The following is a 14,455-nucleotide window of genomic DNA, read 5'->3' as shown; positions in this document are numbered from 1 at the left end:
CGTCCGCAAAATTCAGCTCGATACCGGCCGCAATCAGACCGCGTGATCAGTCCGCGTAATTATTGCGGGGAGTCGGCCGGGTTTCCCTCGGCAACTTCCTCGCGGACGTGCGCGGCCGTGGGCACTGTAAGCATCATAACCCCGCCGGCGAAAAAGAGGAAGATGACCGTGGACATGCCCACCCGCTGGCTGCCCGAAAGATACGTGAGCCAGCCCACCAGGAGCGGGCCTGCAAAGGACGTGAGCTTGCCGGACAGGGCGAAGAGCCCGAAGAACTGGCTGCGCAGCTCGGGCGGTGCGGTGCGCGCCAGGTAGGAGCGGCTGGCCGACTGCACCGGGCCGAAGAACAGGCCGAGCACGCAGCCCACCACGAGGAACCAGAGCTTGGACGTGATGAAGAGCATGATGGTGCCCGGCACGAGCAGCCCCACGAGGGAGAGCAGGATGGTGGGCTTGGGACCGATCCAGTCATCCACCCAGGCAAAGGCGAAGGCGCCCAGCCCGGCAGCCACGTTGAGGACAATGCCGAAGATCAGCACCTCTTTGGCGCTCATGCCGAAGACTCCGGCCGCGTAGATGCCGCCGAATGCGAAGGTGGTGGCCAGGCCATCGTTATAGATCATGCGGGCGATGAGAAAGCGCACGATGTGCTTGTAGCGCCGCACGTGGGAGAAGGACTCCTTGAGTTGCGTAAGCCCCTGGCCGGCGGCCTGAATAAGCGGTGTGCCCGTGGCCGGGGTGTCCGGCGTGAACAGGAAGAGCGGTAGCGCAAAGATGAGGTACCAGCCTCCGGCCAGAAAGACCGTGGCGCGTACATTGGCCGCGTCCCCCGTGCCTATAGGGATGAGCGGGTTGTCCCCCACGAGCAGGAAGAAGGCGAGCAGCAGGCAGGCGAGGCCGCCGATGTAGCCGGATGCCCAGCCCCAGCCGGACCACCGGCCGGTGCGCTCGTTGGGCACCAGGTCCGAGAGCATGGTGTTGTAGAAGATCAGCGCGTACTCCGAGCCGATGGTGCCGATGCACACGCCCACGAGGGCCAGCATGGCGAAGGCCGGGTCCGGCTTGACGAACCAGAGGCTGAACGTGGCCGCGATGCACAGGGCGGTGAAGACGCCGATCCATGGTTTGCGCCGGCCGGCGCGGTCGGCCACGGCTCCGAGCAGCGGTCCGCCCAGGGCCACGACCAGCCCGGCCAGGCTGATCATGTTGCCCCACATGGCCGAGCCGATAGCCGGGTTCTCGGCCACGGCCTTGGTGAAGTACGCGGCGAAGATGAAGGTCTGGATGGGGGTGACGAAGCCGTTGTTGGAGCAGTCGTACAGCGCCCAGGCGACCATCTCCTTCCGGGTGGCGTACCGGCTCACGCGTTGTCTCCGCGCTCGTCATGCAACGCCTTGCCCAGGGCGGCCACGCGATCGCGCAGGCCGCTCATGATGCGCTCCTGGATGGGCGTGCTGCCGTTGGGCGCGTTGGCCAGCAGCTCGGCCGTGCTCACGGGCGCGCCGAAGACCACGGTGATCTTGGCGCGTTTGGGGAGGAAGCGTCCCACGGGCATGGCCTCCCGCGTGCCGTCCACGTAGGTGGGGATCATGGCCACGCCATGCTGCTTGAGCAGCAGGCCCAGGCCGGGGCGGAACTCGCGCATCTGGCCGGTGCGGGAGCGCACGCCCTCCGGGAACCAGACCATGGACGAGCCCTCTGCCAGGACGGCGGAGCCCAGGGCCAGGGAGGTGGCCACGCCGCGGTCCGGGTCGATGGGCACGGCGCGGGCCAGGCGCGCAAAGAAGCTGTTGAAGCGGTTGGCGAAGGCCGCGCCGGTCCAGGCCGCGAACTGGAAGCGCAGGAAGGTGCGAAAGTTCATGGCCGAGATCACGGCGAATGGGTCGAGGTAGCTCACGTGGTTGGGCGTAACCACGCACTGGCCGCAGGTTTTGAGGTTCTCCAGGCCGCGGACCTCCAGCCGGAAGAATATCTTGAACAGGGAGCCCACGAAGTGGAACATGAACCGCGCAATCCAGCGTTGCCAGGGCTTGATGGGTTCCAGGTACTGCTTGTCCTCATCGGTCAGATAGGCGTCCGGGTTGGTCACGGGGTTCTCGCGCCGGGCCGGCGCCGCACCCATGACGGCCCCACCGTTCACCTCGCCTTCCTTCACCACGGTCAACAGGTCGCGCACGGTCTCCACCCTGGCGGAGTCCTCCTCGGAAAGCTCGATGCCGGTCAGTGAGCGTATCTCCAGCGTCAGGGTGAGCCACTCCAGGGAGTCCACGCCGAGCTCGATTTGCAGGTGCGTGTCCGGCTTGAGGCCGGCGGGGGGGTGCTTCTCGGCCAGATGATTCCAGACCTTACGTGCGGCCGGATCGTCGAGCAGGGCCTGGTCCTCCAGCGTCATCTTTTCGTAGGCCATGGGCTGCTGGGACTCCGGCTCCTTGTCCGCCTCGCCGGCGCGGGCGCGCTCGAACAGCTCCACCAGCAGATGGCGGCGGATCTTGCCCAGGCGCGTACGGGGGATGGGCTCGCGCGAGAGGGCCAGCTCCGTGGGCCGCATGTACGAGGGCAGCGAGCGGGAAACCACGGTCACGGCCTCGCGCATAACCTCCATGGGGTCGGAGCGCATGGCGCGCACTTCCTTTTCCTCGGGCACCAGCACGGCGGCGAGCTTGCCGTCATGCTCCAGCACGCCGGACTCGGCAATGGCCGGGTGCTCGTCCAGGGCGGACTCGATGGGCTCGGGCTGCACGTTCTCCCCGCCCTGGGTGACGATCAGGGTGGAGGCGCGGCCAAAGAGCTTGAGAAAGCCGTCGTCCTCGATGGAGCCGAGGTCGCCAGTACGGAACCAGAGCGTGCCGTCCTCGTCGGTGTAGAGCGCTTCCTCGGTCTTCTCGGGCAGATCGCGGTAGCCGTGGAACACGCCGGGGCCGCTGGCGTGCACCTCGCCCTGGGCGTCGGTGTTCTTGCCGGACTGCTCCTCGTCGTCCTCCTGCGCGCCCATGGGCACTATGCGCAGGGTCACGCCCGGAATGGCCTGGCCCACGGTATCCAGCCGGCCGGCGCCGGGCCGGTTGATGGCGAGAATGGGCGAGGTTTCGGTGAGGCCGTAGCCGATGGCCACGCGCCAGCCCAGGCCTTCCATGGTTTTTGCGAGCTGGGGGTCCAGGGCCGAGCCGCCCGAGGCTGTGATGCGCACGTTCTTGCCGAAGCGCTCGTGCAGAGACTTGAAGAGCACCTTGCCGAGGTAGACGCCGGTCTTTTCCCGCGTCCAGATGGAGAGGGCCAGGAGCTTGTCGAACATGGCCTTGGCAATGATGCCGCGCTCGCGCACGCGGGCTTCTACGCCGGAGATGAGCGCGGCGTAGAGCCGGGGCACGCCGATGACCACGGTGACGCCGCCTTCGCTCATGGCGCGTACGAGCTGCGGCCCGGTGAACGCGCCGGGCAGCACAGTGGTCAGCCCCAGGGAGAACGGCGCAAAGATGCCGATGACAAAGGGGTAGACGTGGTGGAGCGGCAGCGGCAGCAGCAGCCGGTCACCCGGACCGATGAGGCCGGTGTGGGCCACGGCGTTCATCTGGAAGGCGAGGTTGGCGTGGGTCAGGGGCACGCCCTTGGGCGGGCCAGTGGTGCCGGAGGTGTAGAAGAGGGCGGCCGTATCCTCCGGCTGGATATGGGGAGGCTCAGGAGCATTTTCGTCGGCCAGGGCGAAGAAGGAGTCCGGGTGGTCTTCCGGAACATCGAGCCGCAGGATGCGCGGCGGGTTTTCCAGCTCCAGAGCGTCGAGGTGCGCGGCGGATTCCTCCACGCACACGGCCATGATCGGCTTGGCGTCGGACAAAACGTGGAGAAGCTGCATCTCGCCGAACTGCATGTCCACGGGCATGGCCGTGGCGCCGCAGGACATGACGGCCAGCACGGCAGCCAGGGTTTCCCAGCGGGTGGGGGCCAGCAGGGCGACGTGCGTTCCTTCCACGGCGCCGGCGGCGCGCAGGCCGCGGGACAGGGCGTCCACGCGGGCGGCGAATTCGTTGTAGCTCACGGAGGTGGAGTCGTCCTCGCCGAATGCGAGAATGGCCTCGGTCTCTCCGTAGTGCGGCATGGCCTGCACGAGCTCCTGCATGGTGGCAAGCGTTCGGGTCACTGCGTCTGGCTCCTTGGGCGCGTGTGGCGAAAGAGTATGGAGTGCGAGAGTACGGGCGGAGCGGAACGGGCCGGCCGGATCGATCTCAGCCGGCGTTCTTCGCGGTGGACTCGCTGTGCATGGCGGCGAGCTCCTTCAGCGTCACGTTGTGCTCGCTTTCGGCAAGGCAACCGTGCAGAGAGGTGAACGCATCCATGAGGTTCGGGAACTTCTCGTGCACGGCCTCGTCGCTGCCGGCGTAGTTGCGTCGGGTAAAATAGTCAACAACATCCTGTATCCTGATGTTGTCCGGGGACTTGATGAGGCTCACGGTCTCGTCGGAGCCGTTTTCGAGCCGGCCCACGTACCCGGCCTCCACCAGGATGTAGAGGATCTCCTCCACCAGAAAGCGCGGCAGCTCCAGCCTGTCGGCAAGGTCGCGCATGCTGGGCGGCTTGTCCTTGGACAGGAAGTTCTGGGCAAGGGCGATGAGCAGGGCGAGGCCCACGCGCTGGCGCTCCTCCTCGGAAAGGGTCTCGTACTTGGATTCCTTGTCCTGGAGGCGGAAGTTCTGGAAGGTGAAGCACATCTCCGCGCCCAGCAGCACAATGACCCAGCTGGCGTAGAGCCAGACCAGGAAGATGGGAAGCTGGGCAAAGCTGCCGTAGATGGCGTTGGAGCGCGCCACGCCCACCTGGAACTCTACGTAGAACCATTGGGCGATCTGCCAGATGGTGCCGGCCAGGACCGCGCCCATCAGGCTGGGCAGGAGCCGCACCTTGGTGTTGGGGAAGAAGCTGTAGAGGAACGCGAGAGCCGCCCAGACGGCGAAGTACGGCAGCGCCTTGAGGAAGAGCAGGTAGAGCCTGCTCATGATCGAGTAGGAGAGGATGGACTGGACGAACTCGTTGTTCTGCAGGGTGGCGGTCACGCTGATGGCCACCACGATAAGCACCGGGAAGACGAGGCTCACAGAGACGTAGTCGGCGATCTTGCGGCCGATGGGCCGGGCGCGCTTGGCCCCCCAGATGAGATTGAAGGAGTTCTCGATGTTGGAGAGCAGGCTGATGACCGTAAAGAAAAGAAAGCCCGTGCCCACGGCGCCCAGCGTGCTCACGTTGGTCTTGTTGATGTACTCGATGATCGTGTCCACGATCTGCTCGCGGCCGGCGGCCACCTCCAGCAGGATCTCGCGGATATAGGTCGTGTTCTGGAAGCCCAGGCCCTTCAATACGGAGAAGGCCACGGCCAGGAAGGGCACGATGGAGAGGATGGTGGTGTAGGTGAGAGCCGAGGCGCGCAGGAAGAGCTTGTCCTTGTTCACGCCGTCAAAGAGGATGATCAGCCACTTGAGGGTGGCGATGGCGGCGCGTTTCCAGCGCGAGTCCTCCGTGGTGTCGCGCGACCACATATCATAGCGGATGAAGCGTTCGGCGCGGAGCAGGTTGCGTGAGACAAGACCTTTGGGCATGGGCGTCTCGTGGTGGCCGCCGGCCGGCGCGGACCGGCGGGCGGATTTCGGCTCAGGGTCACGAAGCCGCGAGCTTTTTCACGGCAGTGGCGTAGCGTTGCTGCACATCGCGCATGAAGTCCATGTCGATCTTGCCGCGCCAGGTTTCCACCTCGGTAAATCGTTTGGGTATCTTCACCTTGTCCGGGTCGAACCCGGTGGCGATCTTCAGCTTCCAGCGTTTCTGCTGCACGTTGGTCGATGCCTGGGCCAGGTTGTCGGCCATCTCGGTAAGCTCCAGAGAAGCAAGCGCCTCCTGCAGCGCCTCCTGCTTGTATACGGACCGGGCGAAGAGGCACGAGACCATGGAGCACAGCTCCAGGCGGCCCCGCTCGTCCTCCACCAGGAAGTCGATTGCGGCCTCGGCGTTCTGGTCCTTGCGCTTCTGGTCGTAGGAGTACGCGCCGGTGTCCAGGTGCGAGTGGCGGAAGGACGTGGCCTGGGACACGAAGTAGACCTCGCCGGTGGCGTAGCCGGCCATCTCCTGGCCGAGCACGCAGGCGAAGTCCTCGCCGCCGTATTTGGCCGCGGCGACCAGCGAGCCCTGGGCCAGAGTCTTGTAGAACTCGTTGTCGGCGAACCCCAGATGGCGGATGGCCTGGGCATAGCCCATGACGTCGCCGAACTTGAGCGGCACCAGAGTCTCCTCCTGGGAGATAACGCCCTTTTCCAGCGCTTCCGTGGCCCAGGCCAGGGCAACGCCGGCGCTCATCACGTCCAGGCCCACTTTCTCCGTCTCTTCTAGCAGCACCAGCACGTTGGAAGCCGTATCCAGCCCCAGCATGGAGCCCATGGCGAAGATGGGTTCGTAGTCGTAGCTCACCTGGCGGTAGAGGAACTCGTGGTCCTTGGCGAACTGCTGGCGCAGCAGGCCGATGTGGATGCAACCCACCGGGCAGCCGGAGCACGCGGTCTGGCGCAGCAGCAGTTCCTCGGCAAAGGTTTCGCCGGATATCTTGTCCACGGCCTTGTCGCTGGTGGCCTGCAGGTTGCGCCACGGCAGGGACTTCAGCTCGTTGAGCGGAATGATGTTCTGCGGCGTACCCAGGTCGTGGTACTTGCGCATCATGTCCGTGGCCGTGACCTGTTGGAAGAAGTCTTTGTACAGCTTGGCGTAGTTCGTGCCGGCGGGCAGATCGAAGTCCGCGTCACCCTCTACGGCAACGGCCTTGAGGTTCTTGTTGCCCATCACGGCGCCGGCGCCCAGCCGGCCAAAGTGGCGGTATGTATCCACGTTGATGCAGGCATAGCTGGAGAGCTTCTCGCCGGCCGGGCCGATGCGGATGATGGAGCGGTGGCCGCGGGAGTCGGAGCTGCGGGTCAGCGTGCGCAGCAGCTTGCCTGTGGAGAAGACGTCCTTGCCGCGCAGGTAGTGCACGTCCACGATGTTCATGGCGCGTGAGCCTACGTGCAGCACAGAGAGGGTGGACGCTCGGCCGGTGATCATCAGCGCGTGGTAGCCGGCAAAACGCAGGGCAAGGGCCATGCGGCCGCCGGCGTGGCTTTCGGCGTATTGCTCGTGATAGGGCGACTTGAAGGCGCAGACCACCTTGCTCATCAGCGGAAAGCTGCCGGTGAGCGGGCCGATGGCGAAGATCAGGGGCTGGTCTGGATGGTGCGCCGGCTCGGTCGGCAGGCCGTACTCCTCGTACAAGGCGGCGGCCAGGCCGGAGCCGCCCAGCACGTCCACCGGGCTGCCGAACTCCAGAACCTTTGACTTGCGCGCCGTGAGGTCCACATGCAGGACGCGGAAATGCTCTTTGGTCCACATGGCTACTTCTCCTCCATGTGGCCCATGGTGTAGCTCTCTGGCGCCAGGGCGGCTTCCCGTTCCGGTTCGTCAGCGAGCTCCAGGCAGCCCTGCGGGCAAAACGGCACGCAGCGGCCGCAATGAATGCACAGATACGGCAGACCCTCGCCCAGGTAGATGGCCTCCACCGGGCAGGCCTCGGCGCAGGCCCCGCACCTGATGCACAGGGAGTGCTTGACCTTCACGCCGCCGCCGTTGCGCTGGGTCAGGGCGTCGGTGGGGCAGGCCAGGGCGCATGGGGCCGGGTTGCAGGCCACGCAGAGCTTGGCCTCGAATCCGGTGGTCATGCCGCCGGACGAATGGATGCGGATTCCGGCCATGGACCAGGAGAACCGCTTGTGAACTTGCCGCGCGCAGGCCAGCGAGCAGGAATGGCATCCTATGCATCGCTCCATGCGGTTGGCGAGCAGTACTTTCATGGGGGTACGTCCTTACTTCGTGTAAATCTTTATTTCGTTGGTTGATGTGGACTTCTGGCCCGGCGTGGGCTGGCCCGAGGTAATGACGACGCGGTCGCCGGGGCGGAACTCGTCGCACGACTGGATGAACTCCTCCACGCGGTCCACGTGGTCGCGGCCGTTGCCCGGGAAGTACACGGGCCGGATGCCCCAGAAGTAGTTGAGGTACCGCGCCACCTGCTGCTCCGGCGTGACGGCGTAGACCATGTGCGCCGGCCGGCGGCTGGAGATGAGCCGCGCCGTGGAGCCCAGCTGCGAGTGCGAGGCGATGGCCCGTGCGCCGGAGTTCTGGGCGATGAGCGCCGCGGAGTAGGCCAGGTACTTGGCCGAGGACGACGCGTCCGCCGGGAAGTAGGGCTGCTTGAGCCGCTCCCGGAAGTACTGCTCCGCGTGCTTGGCCACCTCGTCGATGAACTTGACCGCGGCAACCGGGTGCTCGCCGGCCGCAGTTTCCTCGGAGAGCATCACGCAGTCGGCTCCGTCGAGTATGGCGTTGGCCACGTCCGTGGCTTCCGCCCGAGTGGGGATGGGGTTGCGGACCATGGAGAGCAGCATCTGCGTGGCCACAATGGAGGCCTTCTGGGCGTGGCGAGCGGCGCGGATGATGCGTTTCTGGATGATGGGCACCTCGCTCAGGGGGCACTCCAGGCCCAGGTCGCCACGGGCGACCATCACCGCATCGGCCAGCTTCAGGATGTCGTCCAGTGTGTCCACGGCGTTGCGGCGTTCCAGCTTGGCCACCAGAGGGACGGTCTTGCCGTGGGCCTTGAGCTCGCGCAGGGCGTCCTCGATATCCTCTGGCCCCTGCACGAAGCTGATGGCCAGAGCGTCCACTCCTGCGTCCACACCGGCCCTGAGGTCGACGCGATCCTTGTCCGTGAGCGCGGGCAGGCGGTGGCGCTTGCCGGGAAAGGCGATGCCTTTGCGCGAGGTGAGCGGTCCGCCGGCCAGGGCGCGCAGCTCATACAGCTTGTTGGTCTCAATGACGCGGGTGACTTCGTACTGCAGCAGGCCGTCGGACAAGGTGACCTGCATGCCGGGCTCCAGGTCCTCCAGCAGCTCGGGCACGTCCAGGGGGATGAACACGCCGTCGCCGGACTTTTCGCGCATCCCCGGCAGGCCGAGGAAAGAATGCTCGTCCTGGTGGATGGTCAGCGGGGAGTTTTCGATGGCTCCGATGCGGGTCTTGGGTCCGCACAGATCGCCCATGATGGTCAGCGGGTGGTCCATCTCCTGCTCCACCTCGCGGATATAGCGGATGACCGGGGCGAAGGAGGCGGCGTCACCATGGGAGAAGTTCAGCCGGAAAACTCGCACGCCATGGGTGGCCATGGCTTTGATGGTTTCCTTGTTATTGGACGCCGGTCCGATGGTTGCGACGATTTTCGTACGCATGTCGAGCAGCATGGCTGGGTTTCTCCTGTGCCTGGGTTCTATAAAGGGTTCGACAATTGCTCAAGATATCGGCTTTCGTTTCCCAAGTCCACACGGGCCGGGATATTATGGAAAATACGGCGAATTGAAGTCAGGGCAGGGATACACTGTATCGTGATGCGAAATATTCGACGCGGCTTGCATATTCTGTAAGAGGTGTCATAGTAAAAGATAATCCCGAATGGTGCCCATTGCCGGCCGCAACGCAAGGTTTGATACGCGAGTTGACCGGTATATGCCAAAAAACATGACACACGAGGTGCTCATTCATATGCCGGATTCCTGGCGGTCCACGCCGTTCCGCACACTCATATCCCTGGCGATGCTCGTTGCCCTGGCCGCCGGCCTCACCCTTGCACCGGCGTCATCCCTTGCCGCAGAAGACGGCGGGCTGGACACCGGGCAGCTCGCATCGCTCAAGAAGCACTGGGCCCAGGTTCGGTCCACCTTCAAGGGACCGTACACCATCAACTACTGTACCTGCACCAACGGCGAGCGCGCTCCGGTGGCGGACAAGGATCTCAACGTGCGCGCCGATCCCTGCGCGTTGGTCTACGGCGCGGGCGAGCTCTTCTGCTCGGCCTACCGCACCGACCTGGCCCAGGAGATGGGCGAGAAGTACGGCCTGTGGGTGGCCAACATCTTTGCCAACGAGGTCTACACCTGGGACGCGCAGCAGGACCACGACAAGATCGCCAAGGGGTTCATTCTCGAGCGCTACTACATGAACACCAACCCGGACAAGCCGCTCACCGTGTTCAAGTCCACGGGGGGCATCTCCGGCGCGGAGTTCGAGGCGCGCTACGCCCCGCAGTTCTTCGCCAGATACTACGCCATGCCGGGCTGGAAGGACTTCACCAACTACCTGGTGCAGTACGAGCTGCAACGGCGGTTCTTCCTGGGCGGCGACGAGAGCGCCATCCACCAGGTGCGCAACATCTCCTCGGCCATCCGCAACAGCTACGAGGACTTCAAGCCCCTGCGCGACCTCATCCACAATCAGATGTCGCCGGGCCTGGTGCCCGTAATCGAGGACTTTCAGCGCAGCCATCCCCAGGCAGGCCAGCAGCAGCGCTTCGAGCAGCTGAAGGACGCCCTGCGCAGGCTCACCTCCGTGGATGTGGGTTCCCTGGCCCGGTACGGCCAGGGCGTCGCCTCGCCCATGGTGCAGACCCTGCTCAAGCAGGCCCTGGCCGCGCCGGCCGGCATCTCCAGGGCCGGAGCGCTGGGCAAGCTCGTGGCCGCCTGCCGCAGCGCGGTGGCTCCGGGCAACATCGCGCCGGAGCAGGCCGTGCGCCTGGTGAACCTGGCGGTGGCCGCCAACGGCGTGCTCACGGCCGAGGCCCTGGCTATGACCCAGGAAAAATCCACGGGTAAATCCCGGCACACCGTGCGCGAGACTCTGGAGCTCATGGAGGCCTTGGCCGACGGCGGCTATGGCGCCGGGCTCATCTCTTCGCGGGAGCATGCTGAGGCCCAGCGCATCTTCGGCGAGCTGTTGGCGCGGGAGTCGCTGACAGTCGGTGATTTCTCCCGCGGGCTGGACCGCGCAGGGCGGCTCGTGGAGTGGGCGCAGTCGACCATCCGCGGCGAGTTCGGCGATGTGCTGGGCGCGTGGGTCGCCGTGTTCCCGGAGGTTGCGCGCTTTCCGGACGACGTCATCCGCTCCTCGCCCCTCTTTGTCTACGCCCGGCTGACCAACGCACTGACCGGCGACGTGCAGGAGGCCATGGGCATGAGCCACATGATTCTGGGCCAGCGCATGAGCGGCGGGGTGCGGCCCCTGAACCCGGGCCTGGCGTACGGGACATTCGAGTTCTTCAAGGAAGGGCGGGCTTACTCGCGCGACACTATCCTGGCGCTGGAGTCCACCAGCGAGAAGCTGGACCCGGTGGCCGGCATCATCACCCGCGACGAGGGCAACGCCGTGTCCCACGTGCAGCTTCTGGCCAGGGCGCTGGGCGTTCCCAACGCCGTGTTCCGTGGCGAGGCCTGGAACCGGCTCCACGGGCTGGACGGCTCCACCATGTTTTACGCCATCTCGCCCAAAGGCCGGGTGGTGCTCAAGCTGGAAGCGCAGATGGACAGCGAGGACCGGACCATCCTGGAGGAGTACCGCCGCAACGAAAAGCGCCGGGGGGAGGACGGGAGCGGCCGCCGGACATCCGTGCTGAGCATCGACGCGAACCGGCTGGACCTGTCCGTGGACGAGCCCTTGCCCCTGAGCGAGGTGCGGCGCAAGGACTCCGGCGTGTTCTGCGGTCCCAAGGCCGCGTTTCTCGGGGAACTGCGCCATTTTTTTCCGGATAATGTAGCCCGCGCCGTGGTGCTGCCGTTCGGGGTGTATGCCGAGAACTTTGGCAAGGCCGAGGTCACTGCGCCGCCGGACGCCGGCGTGCGGGTCCCTAAAAACATGCCGCTGAAGATTTACGTGCGCGGTGTCTACGATACGTACTTCGGCGAGATGCTGACCGATCCCAGCCTCTCGCAGGAAGATCTCGCCAACTGGATCAAGCCGCGGCTCGACGTGATCCGTCACTCCATAGAGTCCATCCGCCTGGACCCCGGCTTCGTGCGGGAGCTGCGCAAATCCCTGGAAAAGGCAGGGCTCATCGACGCCAGCGGCAACTCGCCCACCGGCATCTTCGTGCGCTCGGACACCAACGTGGAGGACCTGCCCAACTTCAACGGCGCGGGCCTCAACCTCACGCTCTTCAACATCCGCACCTTTGACGGCGTGCTGGAGGGCATCAAGAAGGTCTGGGCCTCGCCTTTCACCTTCCGCTCTTTTTCCTGGCGGCAGTCGGTCATCAGCAACCCGGAGCTGGTCTACCCCTCCCTGGTGCTGATGGAGGCCGTGCCCTCGCAGAAGTCCGGCGTGCTGGTCACGGCGGACGTGACCACCGGGGACCGGAACGCCATGACCGTGGCCACGGCCGAAGGCGTGGGCGGCACGGTGGACGGCTCCCCGGCAGAGACCCTGCTGGTGGAGGAGGGCGCGGTGCGGCTTCTCAGCCAGTTCAAGTCGCCGTACCGGCGGCTGCTCTCCAGGGATGGTGGTTCGTACATGGCCCCATCCACGGGTAACGAATGGGTGCTGAGCGGCAAGGAGCTCGTCGCGGTCACAAAAGCAGCCAGAACCATTGACGAAAAGTTTGAGCCGGCCACGTCCTCCGACGGCCGCCGGCTCCCCTGGGATATCGAGTTCGGATTCGTGGACGGCAAGCTGTCCTTGTTTCAGGCGCGTCCGTTCGTGGGCAACTCCGACATCAGGAACCTGCCCGCCCTGGCCGCCCTGGACGACGACCTCACCAAACGGGAGAACACGCCGTTTTCTCTTAAGGAGACTCTCTCATGGCAGTAAGAATGGTCTCGCAGATGCTATTTTATTCCGGCAAACCAGAACGAAAGAGACGCCTCGGTCGTCATGGCGTCAAATCCCTAGCACTACTCAGGCAGGCCGCCGTAACCCTCGCGCTTGTCACGGCGCTTCTCGGACTGGCCGCGCAGGCCTGGGCCGATGGCGTCTGGCAGCCCATCGGCAAGCCCGGCATCTGGTTCGTCTGGTACGCGCCGTCCTTCTATACGGGCTATGCGCCGCGCACCCAGCGGGCGGACAACGTGCACGTCCACCTGGGCCGGGGCAATCAGGTGCGCATCACCGTGGTCATGGACGATGAGCTCATCGACAACTACCCGCAGGACCTGATCACCCGCGAGGACATGATTGCCGAGCTTGTGCAGAAGGACATCATCCAGCTCTATATGAACAAGAGCTGGGAGCGGTTCCAGAAGAAGCTGGCCGACAACGGCGCACGGGAGCTGGCAAGCTCGAAGCAGTCCATGGACCCGGCCGAGTACCGCCGCAAGAGCCTGGAGCTGATGAGCACGCTGAACCCGGACCAAGTGTGGCATATCGAGCTCAACGCCGCCGGGCTGTGCTCCGGCTGGCTGGAGCGGCACAAGGGCGCGCAGCCGGCTGATATGGGCGACAAGCTTGCCCTGGTCAACGACATCATCCCCACCAGGCTGTGGCACACGGAGATGACGCCCGAGCTGGAGCAGGCGCTCTCGTCCGCATTGTCCGCGCAGAACGCCGACGGCGTGATGCCGTTGCTCACTGCCGCGGCAGGCAAGCTATACCCGGTGCAGGACGGCCGCATCGACGTCTGGGAGTACACCACCATCTATCCGGCCGGCACCCACGACAGCTACACCACCGTGGACGGCAACCGCATCCCCAACTACCCGGTCACCGGGGTCTGGCCGCTCGTTCCCCGCGACTACGGCAAAAACCAGAGCAAAAGCCAGCTCGGCATGGTGGACTACCTTTCCAAAAACCCGGGCTACGGCTTCATCACCATGCTGCCGTACCAGCACGCGGGCAGCTACTACTACAACGCCTTCCACAACGACGGCGTGCGCGTTCCCGTGGGCAAGAGCTTCATCCCGCCGGAGTGGAAGAACGTGAAGACGGAGCGCGAAGGCAAGCAGGCCGGGCAGTTCTGGGTCTGCAGCCGCGGCCCGGTCTCCCACGGCTGCACGAGGCTGCCGTCGGACCTCATGGGCGAGTTCCGCAACATCCTGCCCTCCGTGGCCAGCAAGGCCGAAGGGCTGCCGACCTTCCGGAACAACCCCGCGTACTTCGACGTCTACGATATCGACGGCGACGGCACGCCGGAGGTCATGGGCATCAAGTACTACATGGCCTACCGCTGCGCCGGTGACCGCGATCCGGTGGAGATTCGCGTGGAAAACACCCGCGAGGCGTACTACCCCTGGCTGTACGGCAAGGGCGTCTTCGAGTGGAACCAGGACGGCTCAATCAGCTTCCCCAAGGTCCGCGACGGCCATTTTGTGGGCAGAAAGGCCGTGGCCGGCAAGACGTACGAGAATCTGAAGCTCTTCGAGCCGGACTACCACGGCGGCGACAAGCTGCAGTTCTACCTGCTCAAGCCGGACAACTTTGAGAGCGCCGCCGGGTTTGAGTTCAACCGCGAGCTCAGGAATGTAGGCTGGGGTTACAATCCGGACAGGAAAAAGCTCTTTTTGCAATAATTGTTGACAGGCGGCGGTTAACGTCGCAAATGCCATCCAATCAAGACCCGTTCCGTATGAAAAATGACGGA

Annotated in this window: 8 protein-coding genes; 2 read left to right on the top strand and 6 right to left on the bottom strand. The window is 65.0% G+C overall.

What is annotated here, in order from left to right:
- Window positions 1-59 precede the first annotated feature (59 nt).
- From E8L03_RS10480 to pyk, 6 genes are all read right to left on the bottom strand, one after another.
- Entirely contained in the window at window positions 60-1,364 is a 1,305-nt protein-coding gene (locus E8L03_RS10480; RefSeq protein WP_244963716.1) for an MFS transporter, read from the bottom strand.
- Window positions 1,361-4,135 (bottom strand): AMP-binding protein, encoded by a 2,775-nt coding sequence (locus E8L03_RS10475; protein ID WP_171267311.1) that lies wholly within the window; start codon window positions 4,133-4,135, stop codon window positions 1,361-1,363. Before E8L03_RS10475 ends, E8L03_RS10480 begins: the two co-directional genes overlap by 4 nt.
- Before the next feature lie 85 nt (window positions 4,136-4,220).
- Window positions 4,221-5,585, bottom strand: coding sequence for a YhjD/YihY/BrkB family envelope integrity protein (locus tag E8L03_RS10470; RefSeq protein WP_171267310.1), 1,365 nt, complete (start codon window positions 5,583-5,585; stop codon window positions 4,221-4,223).
- A gap of 58 nt (window positions 5,586-5,643) precedes the next feature.
- Window positions 5,644-7,395 (bottom strand): aldehyde ferredoxin oxidoreductase N-terminal domain-containing protein, encoded by a 1,752-nt coding sequence (locus E8L03_RS10465; protein ID WP_171267309.1) that lies wholly within the window; start codon window positions 7,393-7,395, stop codon window positions 5,644-5,646.
- A gap of 2 nt (window positions 7,396-7,397) precedes the next feature.
- Window positions 7,398-7,853, bottom strand: a complete 456-nt coding sequence (locus E8L03_RS10460; RefSeq protein ID WP_144306002.1) for a 4Fe-4S binding protein — start codon at window positions 7,851-7,853, stop codon at window positions 7,398-7,400.
- 12 nt (window positions 7,854-7,865) lie between these two features.
- Window positions 7,866-9,287, bottom strand: a complete 1,422-nt coding sequence (gene pyk, locus E8L03_RS10455) for a pyruvate kinase (protein ID WP_144306067.1) — start codon at window positions 9,285-9,287, stop codon at window positions 7,866-7,868.
- Between the two features lie 310 nt (window positions 9,288-9,597).
- Between pyk and E8L03_RS10450 the strand changes: the two genes are divergently transcribed.
- Both E8L03_RS10450 and E8L03_RS10445 read left to right on the top strand, forming a co-directional pair.
- Window positions 9,598-12,690, top strand: coding sequence for a PEP/pyruvate-binding domain-containing protein (locus tag E8L03_RS10450; RefSeq protein WP_171267308.1), 3,093 nt, complete (start codon window positions 9,598-9,600; stop codon window positions 12,688-12,690).
- Entirely contained in the window at window positions 12,681-14,384 is a 1,704-nt protein-coding gene (locus tag E8L03_RS10445) for a hypothetical protein (RefSeq protein WP_171267307.1), read from the top strand. Before E8L03_RS10450 ends, E8L03_RS10445 begins: the two co-directional genes overlap by 10 nt.
- The last annotated feature ends 71 nt before the right edge of the window (window positions 14,385-14,455 follow it).

It is taken from the genome of Oceanidesulfovibrio marinus, from assembly GCF_013085545.1.
Lineage (GTDB): Bacteria > Desulfobacterota > Desulfovibrionia > Desulfovibrionales > Desulfovibrionaceae > Oceanidesulfovibrio > Oceanidesulfovibrio marinus.
The sequence above is the reverse complement of the archived record's forward strand: the minus strand, read 5'-3'. Positions and strand labels throughout refer to the sequence as shown.